The organism is Brucella sp. 22210 (assembly GCF_052045675.1).
Classification (GTDB): Bacteria; Pseudomonadota; Alphaproteobacteria; order Rhizobiales; family Rhizobiaceae; genus Brucella.
Genome location: NZ_JBQEPD010000001.1, coordinates 403,738 through 424,782 on the forward strand (window position 1 = coordinate 403,738; position 21,045 = coordinate 424,782).

The window sequence follows — 21,045 nt, forward strand, 5'->3', positions numbered from 1 at the left end:
GCAGATTACTCATTTCCTTCGGAAAGGCTGTTAAGGCAGATGCCGGAATTGTCTTCTTCGCACTCCAATTCAACCTCAACCGAGAATACATCGTCAAAGCCACCCAAAACGAATAGTCCGATGGAGCCGAAATCCACCGGGCAGGGCGGTTCTGATCAGATTCCGCCGGAACAGCCATCACCGATCCGCGCTCTCTACAAGACAGAAGATGAGCTGCGTGTTCTGGCAAGCACCGTCGCCCGCGGGGAAAATATCCCGCTGCCGGGCTATCTGGCGTTTCCGTTCGATCAGCGCCTGTCCGAAAACGGCAAGCTGATCCTGCACGCCTATCGCGCGTCTGACGCTGCATCGCGTGCCGGTGAGACCATCACGCCTGCCGCGCAATGGCTGCTCGATAACCATTATCAGATCGACAAGAATGTCCAGCAGGCCCGCCGCGATCTGCCGCGCCGCTTCATTCGCCAGTTGCCGCCCTATAAGGCGGTTGAAGGCATGCCGCGCATTTTCGCGCTGGCCTGGCTTTATGTCGCCCATACGGACAGCAATTTCTCGCTGAAAACCCTGACGGCCATCGTCCAGGGCTTTCAGGAAGTCGAGCCGCTGAAAATCGGTGAATTGTGGGCGCTGCCGTCCGCCGTTCGCTATTTTCTGATCGAGAATGCGCGCCGTCTGGCGCTGCGCGTCGACCGCGCCCGCAACATGCGCAATCTCGCCAACACGGCTGCCGACCGCATCGTGGTTGCCGATGGCGCAGAGCTGGATTCCGTTCTGGCGCAATATACGCAGGCCGCCCGCGACAGCACTTTTGCCACGCATCTTCTCTATCGTCTGCGTTCCGCATCCACTGACACCACGGCTGCTGCCAGCTGGCTGGAGCGGATTCTGGAGCAGGAAGGCAGCAATCCGGAAGACGCCATCGTCGAGGAACATGCGCGCCAGTCCACTGGCGGCGTGACGATGGGCAACATCATCCGCAGCCTGAAATCCATCGACGACGTGGATTGGGAAACCTGGTTCGAAACCGTCAACGAGGTCGATGCGATCCTGCGCGATCACAGCGATTTCGAACTCCTCGATTTCCGCTCGCGCAACGCCTATCGCGTGACGATTGAAAAGCTCGCCCGCTATTCGGATATGAGCGAAATCGATATCACCTGGGCAGCACTCAAGCTTGCCGAGGAAGGACAGCGCGCCGAGCAGGCGGGCCATCCGCAAGCCGAAGGCAAGGGCTCCATCGCCTATTATCTTTCGGGCGACGGTCGCTGCGAACTGGAGAAGGTCTGCGGTTACAAGGCGCCCTTTGGCGTCAAGGCGCTGCGCTTTTATCGCGGGCTTGGACTTCTCGGGCTTTTCATCCCGACGGCGATCTTCACGATCCTCATTCTGCTGCTCGTCAATTACTGCATGAGCCGCGCTGGTCTTTCGACCGATCTGCGCACGCTGTTCACGCTGCTGGCGATCTTCCCGGCGATGGATGCGTCCTATTCGCTGTTCAACGCGCTGGTGCCGTGGTTTGTGCAGCCAACGCGTCTGATCGGCTTCGAATATAAGGAAGGCTTGCCTGAAGAAGCGCGCACGCTTGTCGCTGTGCCGACCTTCATCACCTCGCGTGATTCCATCGATGAGCAGATCCGCAATCTGGAAGTCCATTATCTCACCAATCCGCGCGGCGAGATTTATTTCGCGCTGGTCAGCGACTGGGTGGATGCGAAGCAGGAAATCAAGCCTGCGGATATGGAAATCTACGAATATGCGCGTGAGGAAATCGCCAAGCTCAACGAGCATTATACGGGCGGCGACCAGCCGCGCTTCTTCCTCATGCATCGTCGTCGCCTGTTCAACGACAAGCAGAATTGCTGGATGGGCTGGGAGCGCAAGCGCGGCAAGCTGCACGAACTGAATTTGCTTCTGCGCGGCGATCAGGATACGAGCTTCTTCCCGCTGGACGAGCGTCTGCCGAAGGAAATCAAATATGTGATGACGCTGGACGCCGATACGCGTCTGACGCCGGAATCTGTCACCAATCTGGCCGGCAAGCTCAGCCATCCGCTGAACCGCCCGGTCATCGACGAAAAGACCGGCAAGGTCGTTCGCGGTTATGGCATCCTGCAGCCGCGCGTCACGCCGTCGCTCACCACCGGCGACGAAGCGTCGTTCCTGCAGCGCGTCTTCTCGGTCAATCGCGGCATCGACCCTTACGTCTTCGCGGTTTCCGACACCTATCAGGACCTGCTGGGCGAAGGCACCTTCACCGGCAAGGGTCTTTACGACATCGATGCCTTTGAGGCGGCGCTGAAGGATCGCGTGCCGGAAAACACGCTTCTCAGCCACGATCTTCTTGAAGGCGGCTATGCCCGCGCTGCTCTGGTCAGCGATGTGGAAGTCGTGGAAGATTATCCGACCGGCTACAATGTCGACGTGTCGCGCCACCATCGCTGGGCGCGCGGCGACTGGCAGCTTCTGCCATGGCTGTTCTCCACCAATCGCGGCGTCAGCGCCACGACCCGCTGGAAAATGGTCGACAATCTGCGCCGTTCGCTGAACCCGATCCTGTGGCTTCTCGCTGCTGTGGTTGGCTGGAGCGTGCTGCCGCTCGGTGCGGCTGCCGTCTGGCAGGCCTTCCTGATCGTCAGCATGTTCGTGGCGCCGACTTTCGGCATCGTCACCAATCTGATCCCGGTGAATATGGATTATTCGCTGAAGGGTCATGCGCAATCGGTACTGACCGATATTGCGCTCGGCACGGCAGATGTGGCGCTGCGCACCACCTTCATCGCGCATTCGGCCTTCCTGATGGCCGATGCCATTGCGCGCACAGTCTATCGTTTGTTCGTTTCGCGCCGCAATCTTCTGGAATGGCGCACGGCTGCTCAGGCCAAGACCTCACCCGACACGCTGCTGTTCTATTTCCAGCTCATGTGGCCAGCCATGGCTATTGCGGGTCTGGCGATCCTGTTCCCGCTTGCTGCGGAAAGCCATGCCGCGCTCATCGCAGCACCTTTTGCGGTGATCTGGTTCGTCTCGCCGCTGATCGCATGGCTCGTCAGCCGTTCGGCCAAGCCGCAGGACACACTTGAAGTTCTGTCGTCCGACAAATCGGATCTGCGCCGTTATGCGCGCCGGACATGGCGTTACTTCGCCGAGTTCGCCAATGAGGAAAACCATCATCTGCCGCCGGACAACTTCCAGGAAGATCCGGCACCGATCCTGGCCCAGCGGACCTCGCCGACCAATATCGGCGTCTATCTTCTGTCGATTGTCGCAGCGCGTGATTTCGGCTGGATCGGCTTCGATGAAACGGTAGAGCGTGTCGAGGCGACCGTCGATACGCTGGAAAAGATGGAGAAGTATCAGGGCCATCTCTACAACTGGTACGAAACCAACACGCTGAACCCGATGCGCCCGCTCTATGTTTCGGCGGTCGATAGCGGCAATCTCGCCGGCCATCTGGTGACGCTGTCTTCGGCGCTCGAAGAATGGGCGGAAGCACCGTCCGTCTATGTGCAGGGCGATCTCGACGGCATCCTCGATGTGAATGACATCCTTGAGGAAACCATCGCGAATATCCCGGACGACCGCCGCATCCTGCGTCCGCTGCGTCGCCGTCTGGAAGAGCGTACCGCCAATTTCCGCCGCGCCGTGCGCACCATCAAGGAAGAGCCGGAAACGGCATCCTTCCGCACGATCAACCTGTCGCTTTTTGCCAATGACATTGTGCGTCTGATGGAAGAACTCGACAGCGAGATCGAGACGCCCGCCAGCGGCGAGGCCAAGGAATGGGCGCGTATTCTGGTCGACACCTGCCAGGCGCATACCGATGACGCCATGGGTGAACGCGATACCGACGCACTGCGCGAACGCCTGCGCGATCTCGCAACCCGTTCGCGTCAGCTGGCCTTCGACATGCAGTTCGGCTTCCTTGAGCGCAAGGAGCGCCGCCTACTGTCGATCGGCTTCCGCGTGCAGGAAAACGAACTGGACGAAAGCTGCTACGATCTTCTGGCTTCCGAAGCGCGTCTGGCGAGCCTGTTCGCCATCGCCAAGGGCGACGTACCGGTCGAGCATTGGTTCAAGCTGGGCCGTCTTCTGGTGCCGGTCGGCTGGAAGGGCGCTCTGCTCTCGTGGTCCGGCTCGATGTTCGAATATCTGATGCCGCCGCTGGTCATGTCCGAGCCGCTCGGTTCGCTACTCGACCAGACCAACAAGCTCGTCGTGCAGCGCCAGATCGACTATGCGACCTCGCGCGGCTTGCCATGGGGCATTTCGGAAGCGGCGTTCAATGCGCGTGATGCGCATATGAACTACCAATATTCCAATTTCGGCGTGCCTAACCTGGGTCTGCAGCGCGGCCTGTCGCGCAATGCGGTCATCGCGCCTTATGCGAGCCTGCTGGCATCGCAATATCAGCCTGCCGCAGCTGTGGCCAACCTCAAGCGTCTGGCCAAGCTCGGCGCGCTGGGCCGCTATGGCTTCCACGATTCCGTGGACTTCACCCCGTCACGTGTTCGCGAAGGCGAAACCTGTGCGGTCGTGAAGAACTATTATGCCCACCACCATGGCATGGCGATCATCGCGGTCAACAACGTGATCTTCGAAGGTCGTATGCGTGAGCGTTTCCACTCCGATCCGGTGATTGAAGCAGCCGAACTGCTGTTGCAGGAAAAGGCGCCGCGCGAAATCCCGATGATCTACGCCAAGACGGAAAATCCGATGCGCGTGGATTCGGGCGGTTTCGACGATGCGCCGATGCGCATCATCGACAAGCCGTTCAAGGCACCGCGCACCACGCATATGATGTCGAATGGCCAATATGCGCTGATGGTCACCGCCAATGGCTCCGGCTACAGCCGCTGGCACAATTGGGACATCACCCGTTTCCATGCCGATGCGTCGGAAGACCTTCAGGGTTCCTTCCTGTTCCTGCGCGATATGGAAAGCGGCTATTGGTGGTCGGCAACTGGCGAGCCGGTGCGCAATCCGGACGAAGAAACCAAGACAGTCTTCACCGAAGACAAGGCGGAATTCTACAAGACCGCCGGTGACATCAAGACCGTCATGGAAGTGATCGTCTCGTCGGAATATGACGGTGAGGGCCGCAGGCTCGACATCATCAATACGTCTGCGCGTGACCGCATCATCGAAGTTACCTCTTATGAGGAACTGGTGCTGACCGACAAGGACAGCGATGCCGCCCATCCGGCCTTTGCCAAGATGTTCGTCGAAACCGAGATCGCCGATAACGGTTCGACCATCTATGCCAAGCGCCGCAAGCGCGCGCCGTCCGATCCGGATATCCATGTGGCGCATTTCGTCACCGATCTGACCGGCGCTGTCCGTGAAACCGAGGTCGAAACCGACCGTCGCGCCTTCATCGGTCGAGGCCGCAGCTTGCGGGATGCGATCGCGTTCGAACCGGGTGCGAAGTTTACCGGCAGTCAGGGCTGCGTGCTCGACCCGATTGCTTCGGTGCGCACACGCGTTCGCGTTCCGGCGCACAAGAAGGTCAGCCTCGTTTTCTGGACCTTTGCCGGTGGCAGCCGCGATGCAGTGGAACATGCCGTGGCGATGCATCGCCATCCGGAAAGCTTTGCCCGCGAGTTCTCGCTGTCTTGGACCAGCTCGCAGGTGCAGCTCTATCATATCGGTATCAAGCCGGCAGAAGCTGCCGATTATCAGAAGGTCGCGGCCTATCTGCTCTATCCGGAGCGGACCTTGCGCCAGCCGCCGGAAACCATCGCCAGCGGTCTCGGCAAACAGTCCGATCTGTGGCCGATGTCTATTTCCGGCGATTATCCGATCTTCGCCCTGCGTATCGACAATGAAGCCGATCTTGAGGTGTTGCGTGGCGTGTTGCGCGCGCAGGAATATTGGCGCAGCAAGGGCCTCACCGTCGATGTGGTGGCGGTCAACGAACGCGCCTTCTCCTATGCGCAGGACACACAGCGCGCCATCGACTGGATCGTGGAAGGCTTCCGCGCCCGGGGTGGTGGACAACCGCACATCTTCGCGGTGCGCCGCGACCAGATGAGCGACGAAAGCTACAACACGCTTCTGGCTTCGGCGCGCATCGTCATGCATGCGCAGAACGGCTCGCTTGCCGAGCAGCTGCGTCGCAGCGAGGAAATCACGGTGGATCTGGCCGCGCGCGACGCCAAGTCGGCAACGACCGGTCAGGCTGCGGTTCAGGGTCTCGGTGCTGCGGGCCTTGCGCCAGCGGTTATCGAGCGCGGTTCCGGCAGCACGGAAGAACGCCGTCCGGTCGTCAAGCCGAAGGTCACCAATCGTCCGGCTCCATCGGGCGACGATCTCCAGTTCTGGAACGGCTATGGCGGTTTTGCCGAGGACGGCAGCTATGTTGTGCGGGTCAATGGCCTGACCAACACGCCGCATCCGTGGATCAACGTCATCTCCAATCCGTCCTTCGGTTTCCATGTCTCGGCGGAAGGTTCGGCCTTCACCTGGGCTGGCAACAGCCGTGACTATCAGTTGACCCCATGGGCCAACGATCCGGTCACCAACCGTCCGGGTGAGGCGATCTATATCCTCGACCGCGAAACGGGCCGCACCTTCGCGCCAACGTCGAATGTGCTACGCGACGAGGCAGTGACTTATGAAGCCCGCCACAGCCATGGCTACAGCACCTTTGCAGCGCAACATGGCGAGCTGGCGCTGGAACTGACCCATATCGTCGATGCCGACAAGCCGGTGCGCCTGTCGCGCCTGACGGTCACCAACAAGGGCCGCTCCAAGCGCAAGCTGCGCGCCTATGGTTATGTCGAATGGGTGCTCGGCAATGCCCGCGCCAAGAACGTGCCGTTCATCGTGCCGTCGCATGATGACGAACTGGGCGCGCTCTTTGCGGGCAATCCGTACCATCCGGACAAGTCGGGCCAGATCGCCTTCTTTGCGGCGACTGAAAAGCCGCAATCGGTGACGGCTGATCGCAGCGAGTTCATTGGCACCACCGGTTCGGTGGACAGGCCGGAAGTCGTGCTTGCAGGCAAGGCGCTATCCAATACAGTGGAAGCCGGACGTGATCCGTGCGCGGCGCTCGCGCTCGACATTGAAGTCGGACCGGGCGAAAGCCGTGAACTGGTGTTCCTGCTCGGCAATGCTGCCGATCAGGCGCAGGCGAAGAAGCTGATCTCCGATACAAGGACTGTGTCCTTCGAAGACAAGCTTCAGGCAGCGAAGAACCAGTGGGAAACGCTCTTCAACCGCGTGCAGGTGAAGACGCCGGACCCATCATTCGACCTTCTGGTCAATGGCTGGCTGCCTTATCAGGCGATTGCCTGCCGTATCTGGGCGCGTGCTGCCTTCTATCAGGCTAGCGGTGCTTTCGGCTTCCGCGACCAGTTGCAGGACACGCTGTCGCTGCTGCTTGTCGATCCAACGCTTGCCCGCGCGCAGATCCTCAATGCCGCATCGCGCCAGTTCCCTGAAGGCGATGTCCAGCATTGGTGGCTGCCTGCCACGGGTGCCGGTGTGCGCACGCTGATTTCGGACGATGTGGTCTGGCTTGGCTATGGCACGTCGCTTTATGTCGAGACGACGGGCGACCGTTCGATCCTCGATGAAAAGCTGCCTTTCCTTGTCGGGCGCAAGCTGGAAGAGGGCGAACATGACGCCTTCTATGAGCCGGAAATCTCCAAGGACACGGTGAGCCTTTACGAGCATTGCGCGCTGGCGCTCGACCTCGCGGTTGATCGCACCGGCCAGCATGGTCTGCCGCTGATCCTCGGTGGAGACTGGAACGACGGCATGAACCTTGTCGGCGTGAAGGGCCAAGGCGAAAGCGTGTGGCTCGGCTGGTTCCTGGCCTATACGCTGCGTCAGTTCATCCCGATTGCCGAGGCGCGCAAGGACAAGAAGCGTGTCGACATCTGGAAAGCGCATCTGGAAAGCCTGACGGCTGCTCTGGATCGCGATGGCTGGGATGGCGAGTGGTATCGCCGCGGTTTCTACGACAACGGCGCGCCGCTTGGTTCTAAGGATAGCGACGAATGCCAGATCGACGCCATTGCGCAGTCCTGGAGTGTGTTGTCCGGTGTTGCTGATCCAAAGCGCGCTGAACAGGCGATGGTTTCGCTCGAAAAGCGTCTGCTGGATGATGAGGGCGAATTGCTTCGTCTCTTCACACCGCCTTTCGACAAGACCGTGCAGGAGCCGGGTTACATCAAGGGCTATCCACCTGGCGTTCGCGAGAATGGCGGTCAGTACACCCATGGTGCAACCTGGGCCATTCTGGCGCTGGCCCGCATGGGCAAGGCGGCGGAAGCCTGGCGTCTGTTCTCGCTGATCAGCCCGGTCAATCATGGCCGCAACCCGGATGTCTATCGTGTTGAACCTTATGTGATCGCAGCCGACATCTACTCCGTCGAGCCGCGGCGCGGACAGGGCGGCTGGACCTGGTATACGGGTTCGGCGGGCTGGTTCTACCGCGTGGCAACCGAGGGTATCCTCGGCGTGACCAAGCGCGGCGACAGGCTGCATCTCGATCCGGCATTGCCGCCGGAATGGGACGGTTATGAAGCCGAGCTTCGCTTCGGCGAGGCGCTTTATCGGGTCAAGGTTGTCGCCGGTGCCAAGGATAAGGCGATCAAGCTCAACGGTCGCAAGGTCGGCAAACCGGATGAAGGCGTGCCGATCAAGCCGGATGGCGAACACGAAATTGTGGTAGAGCTTCCCAAACAGAAGTGAACCGATTAAAAAGGCGGGTGAAAACCCGCCTTTTGCACGACTCAGGGCAGTTTATTTTTGAGCATTGTCCCACGCAAAACCGCTACGCACTTTTGCTGGAAATGCTTTAAGTAAAACTGGGTCCTTGTGCCATCGGATACTTGTTATTTGCTGGAGGCCGTGATGGCCAGAACTGATATCGCGCGCCGCGTCTATAACCATGCCTGGAAGCTCGATCCGATTATCCGCAGCCTGCTGGATACGGATTTCTACAAGCTTCTGATGCTCCAGATGATCTGGGGTCTTTATCCCAAGGTCGACGCCACTTTCTCGCTCATCAATCGCACGACCTCGGTACGTCTTGCCGACGAGATCGACGAAGGCGAACTGCGCGCGCAGCTCGATCATGCGCGCACGCTGCGCTTTTCCAAAAAGGAAATGATCTGGCTGGCGGGTAATACGTTTTATGGCCGCAAGCAGATTTTCCAGCCTGAATTTCTGGCATGGCTGCATGATTTCCAGCTGCCGGAATATGAGCTTCGTCGCAAGGACGGGCAGTATGAGCTGCATTTCCACGGGCCATGGTCCCACACCTCCATGTGGGAAATTCCAGCACTTGCCATCATCAACGAGTTGCGTTCGCGCGCGGCGATGAAAAATCTCGGGCCGTTCTCGCTCGATGTGCTCTATGCCCGCGCCAAGGCCAAGATGTGGAGCAAGGTGGAGCGGTTGCGCCTGCTGCCGGACCTCAAAATTTCGGATTTCGGCACCCGCCGTCGCCATTCTTTCCTATGGCAGCGCTGGTGCGTCGAGGCGTTGAAGGAAGGCATCGGCGATTCCTTCACCGGTACCAGCAACGTGCTTCTGGCCATGGATACCGACCTCGAAGCGCTCGGCACCAATGCGCATGAATTGCCGATGGTGCTGGCGGCTCTCGCCAAAACCGATGAGGAACTGCGCAGCGCGCCTTATCGCGTGTTGCAGGACTGGAACCGTTACTATGGCGGCAATCTGCTGATTGTCCTGCCGGACGCCTTCGGCACGGCGGCTTTTCTGCGCAATGCGCCGGACTGGGTTGCCGACTGGACGGGTTTCCGTCCCGACAGCGCCCCGCCCGTCGAAGGCGGCGAGCGCATCATTGAATGGTGGAAATCACGCGGCAAGGACCCGCGTGAAAAGCTGCTTATTTTCTCCGATGCGCTGGATGTCGATACGATCGAAGACACCTATCGACACTTCGAAGGCCGTGTGCGCATGAGCTTCGGCTGGGGCACCAACCTCACCAATGATTTCATGGGTTGCGCGCCGAAAAACATCGAAGGTCTGAATGCCATTTCGCTCGTCTGTAAGGTGACGGATGCCAACGGCCATCCGGCAGTCAAGCTTTCCGATAATCCGCAGAAAGCGACAGGCGATCCAAAGGAAGTGGCGCGTTATCTCAAATTCTTCGGCAATGAAGAGCGGGTCGAGCAGCTCGTCAGGGTTTAACGAGCCGCATTTTACGGTCCTATTCCATCAGTCGCGCTGTGCCGGACAGGCGGATCGATCCGCCGCGTTCCGTGCCGATCTGGGCGCGAAGATGCGATGGGCTTCCCATGTCCTCGCCCTGAAACACTTCGATCTCGCCGCCATGCGGCCAGCCGATATCGCGCAGATAGGCAGCAAAGGCTGCCGTGGAAGCGCCCGTTGCCGGGTCTTCATAGACACCGCCAGCAGCAAACGGATTGCGGCTGTGGAAGCGCTGTGGCGTTTCCGAATGGATGAGCAGGATGGTCGTCCAGCCCTGCCGTTTCATCATCACGCGGCCACGCGCCAGATCATAATGCATCGAGGCAAGCTTTTCGCGTGAGCGCAGCGGCAACAGGATATGGTCTGCGCCCGCATGGATCAGCGCAGGCGGAATGCCCGGCGCAAGATCATCCTTGTCGTAGTTGAACAGCGAGAGTGCCTGCTCCACCTCGACTTCGGCGGCGGCACGGTTGCGCGTCGGCGGCGATTGCAGGCTGGCGGCGAACAGCTCGCCTTCCTTGCGACCGTCAACGCTGATGGTGCTGCCATTGAGTTTCAGATTGAAATGTCCATCGCCCATGCGCATGGCCAGCGCTGCACCGAGCGCAATGGTGGCATGGCCGCAGAATGGAACTTCCATTTCAGGCGCGAAATAACGTACGCGCCAGCTTTCGCCATCCGGCATGGCGAAAGCCGTTTCAGAAAAGCCAACCTCCTTGGCGATTTTCTGCATTTCCTCTGGAGAGGGAAGGCGGTCCGCAATCAGCACGCCTGCTGGGTTGCCGCCCTGATTGCCTTGCGAGAAGGCTGCGATGCGCAAGACGTCCACTGAATTGTCCTTCGCCATATTCGATTCTCTCCCACCCACTCTCTATAGAAGGCGCGAATTGAGTCGGGTCAATGGCGTAGGTTAGAAGGTGCTGTCTTATCTGTAGATGACGGAATCAATCCCGCATTTCTGCGGCCCAAGGCGGGTTTGCGCCTGCGCGAGAAACGGTGACGGCCGCAGCCCGAACGCCAAGCGCAACAGCGGAATGAATCTGGTCTTCGTTCAGATTCTCGATTGAACCCTTGTTGAGCAGGCCCTGATTGTGCAGGCTGACGAGGATGCCCGCATTGACGGTATCGCCCGCGCCAACTGTGTCCACGACATCAACCTTGACGCCCGGCACACGCACCGTTGCACCGGCCGTATAGGCATCGGCGCCATGAGCGCCCTTGGTGATGACGATCAGCTTTGGACCAAGCTTCAGCCATTCGGCGGCGATTTCATCATGACTGCCATGTTCGCCAAACCAGATGAGATCTTCGTCCGACAGCTTCACGATATCGGCCAGCGCGATCATGCGCTTCATGCGGGCCAGATGCTTCTCGCGGTCGGTGATGAAACCGGCACGGATATTGGGATCGAGGAACATGACGCGCTTTGGCGCTTCACGGGTCATCAGCGTTTCATAGACGCTGCCACACGGCTCGGAAATCAGGCTGATGCAGCCAAACAGCATGGCGTCGATGCTGTCATCCACGAAAGGCATATCGCTTTCGGAAAGCATGCGGCCAGCCGTGTTCTCATCGTAGAAAGCGTAGCGCGCCTGACCGTCCACAAGGCGGACGAAGGCAAGTGTCGTGGGGCGATCCGAAATGGCGGCAAAGGAATAATCCACATTCGAGCGGGCCAGCGTGTCACGCAGCACTTCGCCGAAGAAATCCGATGAAATGCCGGAGAAGAAGCCGGTCGGCACGCCAAGCCGCCCAAGCGCTATGGCCGAGTTGAAAACCGAACCGCCCGCAAAAGGCACGAAGGCTGTTTCGCCGGTCGCGGTTTCGCGTGGCAGCATGTCGATCAGGGCTTCACCGCAACAAAGGATCATGGCTCGGTCTACTGTTGAATTGGATTTTAAATCGATTAAAGCGAACTAAACAAAAAGCGCGGTGTTTTTCAACAGCCGCGCTTTGTATTTTTGTCAGACGTGCTGGCCGCCATTGATGTGTATTTCCGATCCTGTGACATAGGACGAAGCCTCGGTGCACAGGAAGTAGATTGTTTCTGCGACTTCCGAGGTTTTGCCGAGGCGGCGCATGGGCAATTGTTCGACCAGCTTTTCCGTGCCTGGCGACAGGATCGCTGTGTCGATTTCGCCCGGCGCAATGGCGTTGACGCGAATGCCATAGGGACCGAAATCCGAAGCCATTTCGCGGGTCAGCGAGGAAAGCGCTGCTTTCGACGTGGCATAGGCGGTGCCCGCAAAGGGGTGAACGCGGCTGCCAGCAATCGAGGTCACGTTGACGACCGAACCCTGTGCGGCTTCAAGTTCCTTGAACAGACCGCGCGCCAGCATGATAGGGGCCATGAAATTGACCTGAAACACGTCGCGCCAGACGGCCATCGGTGTTTCGATCGAGTTCAGGCGGCGTCCAGCCTCGGCTTTCGGCGAAATGCCCGCATTGTTGACGAGCGCGTGCAGCTTGCTGCCATTGGCTTCCAGCCGACGGCGGATTTCGGCAATTGCCTTGCCGACATCTTCCTGATCGGCCAGATCGACCTTGATATGGTCTTCCGGGCCAGCGGGCCATGGGCAATTATCGGAGAAATCCTGCCGTGAGCAGGTAATCACGCGCCAGCCAGCACGTGAAAAACGCTTAACGGTCGCATGGCCGATACCGCGGCTTGCGCCAGTCAGAACCAGCGTCTTGCGCTCCTCGTCAACCTTCGGGCCTTCGGACTGGGACGCGTCTGTTTTGGTCATTTGGGTCATGGGAAAACCTCGCTCTCAAATCTTGAATAGACCATGCCGCTCAAGATTTCGAGGGGAATTAGCAACTGCGTGAGGAAGGTGCTTCACTTGATCGCGACCGGGGAGAGGATTGTCATCAGCTCCCCCGGTTCTCGCCAATCCTTACTGCGAATTGCCCATGATGATATCGAGCAGTGTGGTCGAGCCGCCCTGACGTCGCTGCGGTTGTTGGGCTGGCTGCTGCATCGGCTCGCCGCCGACATCGCCGGGCGGCATCGGGCGATAGGTGTCATCATAACCGCCGGGTGCATTGCCCTGTGGGCCGGGTGCATTCACAGGATACGGGGCCTCTTGCGGCGACGCCTGCTGAATGTCGCCGCGCATGGTGGTCTCAGGCGCGGGCGGCCAATAGCCATCGTCGCCGTTTCCAGCCATCGGCTGATCACCATAACCGCCTTGCGGCATCATGTTGGGATCGTAAGGCGCATTCGGGTCCATGCCGTCGCTGCCGCCAGGAACGACATTCTGGATGTCGTAATGGCCGGGCAGTTCTGCAATGGGCACGCCTTTGTGCGCTACCTGCATGAAGCTCTTCCAGGCGGCAACGGGCAAGGTCGAACCGAAGACGCGCTTCATGCCCTTGCCGTCGTCATTGCCGAACCAGACGCCAGTGGTCAGATTGTACGTGTAGCCGACGAACCATGCGTCGCGGAAATTCTGGCTGGTGCCGGTTTTGCCCGCTGCGGGCCAGCCGCCAAAGGCTGCCTTGCGCGCCGTTCCGTCCTCGACGGTCCGCCGCAACATGGCGTTCATCATGCCGACATTACGCTCGTCAATGACGCGCGGGCCGATGGCGTCGTCTTTTTGATAAAGCACCTTGCCGTCGGCATCCGTCACCTTGGTGATGAAATAGACCGGCGCGCGATAGCCGCCATTGGCGAAGGGCACATAGGCATCGGCCAGTTCGAGAAGGGTCACTTCCGAGGTGCCAAGCGCCAGCGAGGCGTTCGGGTCGAGCTTCGACTGCACGCCGAGGCGATGCGCCGTATCGACCACCGTCTGCGGGCCGACTTCCATCACGAGCTGGGCAGAAACCGAGTTGAGTGAGTGCGACAGCGCGGTCGCCAGCGTCACTTCACCCATATATTTGCCGTTGTCGTTGCTGGGCGTCCACTTGCCGATCCGCACCGGCGCATCATTGCGCACCGAATCCGGTGTGCGGCCCTGTTCCAGCGCCGAAAGATAGACGAACGGCTTGAAGGAGGATGCAGGCTGGCGGCGCGCATCCGTCACGCGGTCAAACTGGCTGGCGGCATAGTCCACGCCACCGACCATGGCGCGCACCGCGCCGGTGCCGTCGATGGAAACGAGTGCGCCCTGGCTGACATTCATCTTCTTCCCGTTCTGGGAAATCTGATCCTTGATCGCTTCTTCACCGGCTGATTGCAGATTGAGATCGATTGTCGTTTCAACCGTGATATCGGTCTTTGCCTCGCCGATCAGCGCCGGCAATGCGGACACGACCTTGTCGGCGACATAGTTTTCCGAGCCCTGCCAGAAGGACGGCGCCCGCGTCGGCGGTTCGCTTTCGGCGATGGCCACCTGCTGGTCGTCGATCATGCCTTCTTCGCGCATCGCGCCCAGCACCAGCTTGGCGCGGGCGGCGGCGGCTTCGGGATCGCGGGCGGGCGACAGGCGGGATGGCGCTTTCAGAAGACCGGCCAGCGTGGCCGCCTCCATCAGGTTCACATCCTTGGCCGACTTGCTGAAATAACGCCGGGAGGCAGCATCGACGCCATAAGCGCCCGAACCGAGATAGACCCGGTTCAGATACATCTCCAGAATCTGGTCCTTGGTGTATTTATGCTCAAGCCACAAAGCGAGCATCACTTCCTGAACCTTACGCTCCAGCGTGCGGTCAGGCGAGAGGAACAGGTTCTTGGCCAGCTGCTGGGTGAGCGTGGAGCCGCCCTGAACAGCGCGGCCCGAAACGGCATTGGTGACAATGGCGCGGGCAAGGCCGATGGGGTCGATGCCGAAATGCGAGTAGAAGCGCCGGTCTTCAATGGCCACAACGGCCTTGGGAATGAAGGCGGACATTTCGTGCAGGCCTATTGCTTCGCCGCCGGTGGTGCCGCGATTGGCAATCAGTTTTCCACTCACATCGACAATGCGCACATTGGGCGGCCTGTCGGGGATTTCCCAATCCGTCGTCGGCGGCATCTTGGCGGCGAAATAGACGAGCACACCGGCAAGGCCGATGCCGCCCCACAGGCCAAGAACGAAGCACCAGTAAATCGCACGGCGCAGAAAGCCGAAGAAGCCGCGCGGCTTCGCCTTGCCGCGGCGTGCTGCACGCGGTTCACGATCCCGGGACGGTGTCCGTTTGCGTTGCTGCGAGCGCGCCATACGCTCCTCCTCATCGACATGGAAATCGTCCTCGTCAGTCCTTTTCTGTTCGTTGCCGAAAGAAGGGTCGATGCGTCCGTTCCTGTCGTCTCGCGATGCCATATTCTGCCTAAGTTGCCCACCTGCGCGCCGGTTCGTCATGCATGCGAACCGGTCATTTTCCAAAAATATTTCTGCATTGCCGTCACGTCGTCGGCGAATGCGAACAAGGGTCTACCCGGTGCAGGGTAAATGCGGCGGTTTAAAGGGACGTAAATCGCCTGTTAATAAAAAGCCCGCCGTGAGGCGGGCTTTATCAAATTGTCGACGAATTATTCGCCGCGCGGCTTCTTGCTGTAGCCGCCTTCGGATTTCCGTGGGCCCTTCTTGAAGCCGTCGCCGCGAGGCTTGTCACCCCATGACTTCTCGCCACGCGGCTTGTCGCCCCACGATTTTTCACCATAAGGCTTTTCACCACGCGGTTTGTCGCCCCAAGGCTTGTCTCCGCGCGGCTTGTCGCCCCACGACTTTTCGCCATAAGACTTTTCACCACGCGGCTTGAAGCTCTTGCTTTCGCGGCGTCCGGCATCTTCGCCAGCACCGGCAACCGCAGGGCGGATCACCAGACCCTTTTCGCCCGTGCCGCGCTCGGCAACAGACTGACGGAATTCTTCGGCCTTCGATGCAGCGATTTCAAAACGGGTTTCGCCGTCGAGAATCTTGATCGAACCGACATCGCGCTTCGACACGTCGCCTGCCTTGCAGATCAGCGGCAGCAGCCACTTCGGATCGGCGCGATGCTTGCGACCGGCAGAAACCGAGAACCAGACGCCGTCGAAATGCGCATTGCGGTCGAAGCGTTCGCCCGGCTCGCCGCGTTCTCCGCGATCAAAGCGGTCGTTGCGCTCGAAACGGTCGCCACGGTCAGAACGCTCGCGCGGCTTCTTGCCGCCAACCGGATGAACCGGCGCGTCCGACACTTCTTCCGGTGCTGGTGCCAGCGACAATTCGCGATTGAGATAGGCGGCAGCCAGCTGTTCCGGCGTGTAACGCTCCAGAAGTGCCTTCAGCACGTCCTGATGTTCTTCCTCTACCGGCTGGCCGAAGGCCTCGGAATTGAGAATGCGTTCGTTGTTCTTGGCCTGAACGGCGGCAATGCTTGGTGCAGGAATGGTCTGCGCATCAAGCTTTGCCATATGCAGAAGGCGCTCGGCGGTACGGCGGCGCGAGAACGGCACGACCAGCACGCAGGTGCCCTTGCGACCGGCACGGCCGGTACGGCCCGAACGGTGCAGCATGGTTTCAGGATTGTTGGGCAGATCGGCATGGACAACCAGATCGAGATTCGGCAGATCGATGCCGCGTGCGGCAACGTCGGTCGCCACGCAAACGCGGGCGCGACCGTCGCGCATGGCCTGAAGCGCGTTGTTGCGCTCGGCCTGGCTCAGTTCGCCCGACAGGGCCACCACGGCAAAGCCGCGGTTGGAAAGGCGGCTTGCCATATGCTTCACTGCTTCACGGGTCGAGCAGAAGATGATCGAGTTCTGTGAATCGTAATAAAGCAGCGTGTTGATGATCGCGTGGTCGCGCTCATGCGGCGGAACCGGCATGGCGACATAATCAATGTCGGCATGCTGGCTGGTTTCGCTCTGCACGGTGAGGCGCAGCGCATTGTTCTGGAAACGCTTGGCCAGCTGGGCGATGGGCTTCGGCACGGTTGCCGAGAACATCAGCGTGCGGCGGTCTTCCGGCGCTTCACCGAGGATGAATTCGAGGTCTTCGCGGAAACCCATATCGAGCATTTCGTCGGCTTCGTCGAGCACGACGACGCGCAGCTGCGACATGTCCAGCGCGGAGCGGGTGATATGGTCGCGCAGGCGGCCCGGCGTACCAACGACGATATGGCTGCCGCGTTCAAGCGCGCGGCGCTCGGTGCGGATATCCATGCCGCCAACGCAGGATGCGATGCGCGCGCCGGTATCGGCATAAAGCCATTCCAGTTCGCGGCGCACCTGAAGCGCCAGTTCGCGCGTTGGCGCGATGATCATGGCAAGCGGTGCACCTGGTTCGCCGAAGCGAAGCTCGTCTTCCAGAATGGTGTTGGCCATGGAGAGGCCGAAGGCAACGGTCTTGCCGGAGCCGGTCTGGGCGGAAACGAGAAGGTCGGAATCGAGGGTTTCAGGCGCCAGCACGGCGTTCTGAACGGCGGTGAGGGTGTTATAACCGCGAGCGGCAAGAGCTCCGGACAGTGCCGGAGCGATGGTTTCGGGCAGAGACATGGACAACTTTCACAAAAGCTTCACAAGTCGCAAACCCATTGGCCGTAAACCTAACGTTCACGGCTCCCCTGGCGACCACCGAAGCAACAGAATTGCCGCTTCCCTATAGGGTTAAGATCGTCAGGTCAACCGGGCGAGGCCTTAATGGGCCTCATCCCAGTTATGCGCTGCACGCGCATCAACATGCAGCGGAACCGTGAGGAACACTGCCGGAAGGGCTGCATTCTCCATGATATGCCGCACCAGCGGAATGGTTTTTTCCACTTCATTTTCAGGCACTTCGAAGATCAATTCATCGTGCACCTGCAGCAACATGCGGGCAGCAAGTTTTTCGTTTTCAAGCGCATCTTCCATGCGAATCATGGCGCGGCGGATAATATCTGCCGCCGAACCCTGAATAGGCGCATTGATGGCGGCGCGCTCGTTGAAGGCGCGGACCTGCGGATTGGAGGCGCGAATATCGGGATAATGGGCGCGGCGTCCGAAAATGGTTTCGACGTAGCCATGTTCACGCGCGAAAGCCTTGGTGGCTTCCATATAATCCTTGATGCCGGGGAACCGCTCGAAATAGGTGCGGATATATTGCCCGGCTTCCTCACGCGGGATGGAAAGCTGGTTGGCAAGGCCAAAGGCGGAAATGCCGTAGATGATGCCGAAATTGATCGCCTTGGCGCGGCGACGCACTTCCGATGGCATGCCTTCCACCGGCACGCCGAACATTTCCGATGCGGTCATGGCATGAATATCGACGCCATCGGCGAAAGCGTGCTTCAATTGCGCAATATCGGCCACATGGGCCAGCACACGCAGTTCGATCTGGCTGTAATCGGCGGAGATCAGCTTGTTGCCCGGTTCCGCGATGAAGGCCGTCCGGATCTTGCGACCTTCGGCGGTACGCACCGGAATGTTCTGCAGGTTCGGCTCGGATGAGGAGAGGCGACCTGTCGAGGTGGATGCCATTGCATAGGATGTATGGACGCGCTTGGTCTGCGGATGGATGAAGCCCGGCAGCGCATCCGTATAGGTGGATTTCAGCTTGGTCAGCTGACGCCAGTCGACGATCTTGCGCGGCAGCGGATGGCCCTCGGCGGCCAGATCTTCGAGCACCTGCGCCGAGGTGGACCATTGGCCGGTCTTGGTTTTGGAAGCGCCAGGCAGGCCCATCTTGCCGAACAGGATATCGCCAAGCTGCTTGGGCGAGCCGATGGTGAATTTCTCACCGGCCAGTTCGTAGATTTCGTCTTCGTAACCGGCGGCAGCCTGTGCCAGATCGCCGGACAGGCGCGACAGAACCTGACGGTCGACGGAAATGCCGCGCTCTTCCATGCGGGCCAGCACATCGACCAATGGGCGTTCAAGCCGCTCATAGACTGAGATGAGACCTTCCGCCGCCAGACGCGGTTTCAGGGCTTGCCACAGGCGCAGAGTCACATCCGCATCTTCGGCTGCGTAAGCCGTCGCACGGTCGATATCGACCATGTCGAACGTCACGGCGCTTTTGCCGCTGCCCGCAACATCCTTGTAGGCGATTGGCGTATGTCCGAGCCAACGCTCCGAAAGCGGGTCCATGCCGTGGCTGCCTGTGCCAGCGTCGAGCACATAGGAAATCAGCATCGTGTCGTCGAAGGATACAGTGTTGACGCCGTGACGGCGCATGACCAGCCAGTCATATTTCATGTTCTGCGCGATCTTGAGCACGGAGGCGTCCTCAAGAACGGCTTTCAGCGCTTCAAGCGCCTGATCGAGCGGTATCTGCCCCTCGACCATGCCGCCGCCGAGCAGATCGCCCTGACCGGATTTGTGCTGAAGCGGAATATAGGCGGCCTTGATCTCTTTGCTGTTTTGGGGAACGAGGGCCAGCGAGAAGCCGATCAGCTCGGCCTGCATCGGATCGAGCGAATTGGTTTCCGTGTCGAAAGCCACGAGGCCGGTCTCGACAGCTTCGGCCAGCCAGTGCTTGAGCGTTGCGATATCGCGAATGCAGGTATAGGCGCTGGTGTCGATCTTCTGTGCAGTGGCTTCTGCAGCGCGCTTGTCCGCCAGCGCTTTCGGCGTGTAGCCATCGACAGCCGGGGCAGCAGCAGATGGCGCAGTGGCGTCAGTGCCGGTTGCAGCCGTGTCCGCAGCCTTGGCTGGCACATCGACATCGGGACCATGCGCATCCGCGCCCCATTCGGTTTCGACATGACACGGCTCGACGGCGGAAGCATCCGTATCGGTCGCTTCGGCAACGCGCCGCGTCAGTGAGGTAAACTCCATGGCCTTGAGGAAGCCGATCAGCTTCGGGCCATTTTGCGGTTCGAGAACCAGAGCGTCCAGATCGACATCCAGCGGCACATCGGTCTTGAGCGTGACCAGCTCACGCGAAATCTTGGTCTGATCTGCGAAGGCTATAATGTTCTCGCGGCGCTTGTTCTGCTTGATTTCCGAGGCGCGGGCCAGAAGCGTGTCGAGATCGCCGAATTCTTCCAGCAATTGCGCTGCCGTCTTGGGACCGATGCCCGGAATGCCCGGCACATTATCCGTGCTGTCGCCGGTCAGCGATTGCAGGTCGATCATCTTTTCCGGCGGCACGCCCCATTTTTCGATCACTTCCGGGATCGAAATCTGCTTGTCCTTCATGCTGTCATACATCGACACACTTGGCGTCACGAGCTGCATGAGGTCTTTGTCGGAGGAAACGATGGTGACATCGCCGCCCGCTTGTTCGGCGAGGCGCGCATAGGTCGCGATCAGGTCGTCGGCTTCGAAACCGGCCTTTTCGACACAGGGCAGATTGAAGGCGCGGGTCGCCTGACGGATCAGGCCGAATTGCGGAACAAGGTCTTCCGGCGGGGCGGTGCGATTGGCTTTGTATTCAGGATAAAGCTCGTTGCGGAACGTCTTCGACGAATAGTCGAAAATCACCGCGAAATGGGTCGGCACCACGCCGACATCGGTGTTGCGTGCATCTTTCAGCAGCTTCCACAACATGTTGCAGAAGCCCGATACGGCGCCCACCGGCAAGCCGTCGGTCTTGCGGGTCAGCGGGGGAAGGGCGTGATAGGCGCGGAAAATATAACCCGAGCCGTCAACGAGAAAGAGATGATCGCCTTTTTTCATGGCTTCTTTTTATCCTTCCGCACTTTCGGACGCAAAACCGTTTCGCATTTTTGCTGAATTGTTCCGGGATCAAGAGGCCCGGAACTGGAGGCCAAGAACTAAAGGAAAGCAGTCGCAAAGGGAACCGGCTCCGTGTCAGGAGAAACAATGATCCACGCGAAAGAAATCTATCACGGTAAGATAACGAGTTTGTTACAGATTTGTAATCTTCCGTGCCCTTGAATAGCCACGATTGAAAACCAAATTTTAGTCATCGACAGTTCGTCGGTCGCCGGTTTTCTGACCCGTCCCCCGTTGGATGCCGGATGCTAGCGGCAGCCTCATTCCCCTCTCCGGGCTGCCGCTTTGAGTGT

8 protein-coding genes are annotated in these 21,045 nt (G+C 59.7%); 2 read left to right on the forward strand and 6 right to left on the reverse strand.

Annotation, left to right across the window (positions count from 1 at the left end; translation table 11 throughout):
• Nucleotides 1–120: 120 nt before the first annotated feature.
• Nucleotides 121–8,700, forward strand: a complete 8,580-nt coding sequence (locus ACTJKP_RS01950) for a GH36-type glycosyl hydrolase domain-containing protein (protein ID WP_440629500.1) — start codon at nucleotides 121–123, stop codon at nucleotides 8,698–8,700.
• Nucleotides 8,701–8,862: 162 nt separating this feature from the next.
• On the forward strand, nucleotides 8,863–10,167 hold the full coding sequence (gene pncB / locus ACTJKP_RS01955; RefSeq protein WP_078339675.1) for a nicotinate phosphoribosyltransferase: 1,305 nt from the start codon (nucleotides 8,863–8,865) through the stop codon (nucleotides 10,165–10,167).
• A 19-nt stretch (nucleotides 10,168–10,186) separates the two neighbouring features.
• Here the strand turns inward: pncB and ACTJKP_RS01960 are convergent, their stop codons facing one another.
• The 6 genes from ACTJKP_RS01960 to polA all read right to left on the reverse strand — a co-directional run bounded on the left by ACTJKP_RS01960 (nucleotide 10,187) and on the right by polA (nucleotide 20,692).
• Complete coding sequence (locus tag ACTJKP_RS01960; RefSeq protein WP_078339707.1) at nucleotides 10,187–11,017, reverse strand: PhzF family phenazine biosynthesis protein; 831 nt, start codon at nucleotides 11,015–11,017, stop codon at nucleotides 10,187–10,189.
• 115 nt (nucleotides 11,018–11,132) lie between these two features.
• Nucleotides 11,133–12,059: a carbohydrate kinase family protein gene (locus tag ACTJKP_RS01965; RefSeq protein ID WP_440629501.1), complete on the reverse strand. Its 927-nt coding sequence runs from the start codon at nucleotides 12,057–12,059 to the stop codon at nucleotides 11,133–11,135.
• A 93-nt stretch (nucleotides 12,060–12,152) separates the two neighbouring features.
• Complete coding sequence (locus ACTJKP_RS01970; protein WP_078339673.1) at nucleotides 12,153–12,944, reverse strand: SDR family NAD(P)-dependent oxidoreductase; 792 nt, start codon at nucleotides 12,942–12,944, stop codon at nucleotides 12,153–12,155.
• 141 nt (nucleotides 12,945–13,085) lie between these two features.
• Nucleotides 13,086–15,434, reverse strand: coding sequence for a transglycosylase domain-containing protein (locus tag ACTJKP_RS01975; RefSeq protein ID WP_440629502.1), 2,349 nt, complete (start codon nucleotides 15,432–15,434; stop codon nucleotides 13,086–13,088).
• Between the two features lie 209 nt (nucleotides 15,435–15,643).
• Nucleotides 15,644–17,590: a DEAD/DEAH box helicase gene (locus ACTJKP_RS01980; RefSeq protein WP_440629503.1), complete on the reverse strand. Its 1,947-nt coding sequence runs from the start codon at nucleotides 17,588–17,590 to the stop codon at nucleotides 15,644–15,646.
• A gap of 141 nt (nucleotides 17,591–17,731) precedes the next feature.
• Entirely contained in the window at nucleotides 17,732–20,692 is a 2,961-nt protein-coding gene (polA, locus tag ACTJKP_RS01985) for a DNA polymerase I (protein WP_440629504.1), read from the reverse strand.
• Nucleotides 20,693–21,045: the final 353 nt, after the last annotated feature.

Bases quoted from the DNA above. Each gene is read 5' to 3' on its own strand.
- ACTJKP_RS01950 (WP_440629500.1), top strand. From the start codon at position 121: ATGGAGCCGAAATCCACCGGGCAGGGCGGTTCTGATCAGATTCCGCCG.
- pncB (WP_078339675.1), top strand. From the start codon at position 8,863: ATGGCCAGAACTGATATCGCGCGCCGCGTCTATAACCATGCCTGGAAG.
- ACTJKP_RS01965 (WP_440629501.1), bottom strand. From the start codon at position 12,059: ATGATCCTTTGTTGCGGTGAAGCCCTGATCGACATGCTGCCACGCGAA.
- ACTJKP_RS01970 (WP_078339673.1), bottom strand. From the start codon at position 12,944: ATGACCCAAATGACCAAAACAGACGCGTCCCAGTCCGAAGGCCCGAAG.
- ACTJKP_RS01975 (WP_440629502.1), bottom strand. From the start codon at position 15,434: ATGGCATCGCGAGACGACAGGAACGGACGCATCGACCCTTCTTTCGGC.
- ACTJKP_RS01980 (WP_440629503.1), bottom strand. From the start codon at position 17,590: ATGTCTCTGCCCGAAACCATCGCTCCGGCACTGTCCGGAGCTCTTGCC.
- polA (WP_440629504.1), bottom strand. From the start codon at position 20,692: ATGAAAAAAGGCGATCATCTCTTTCTCGTTGACGGCTCGGGTTATATT.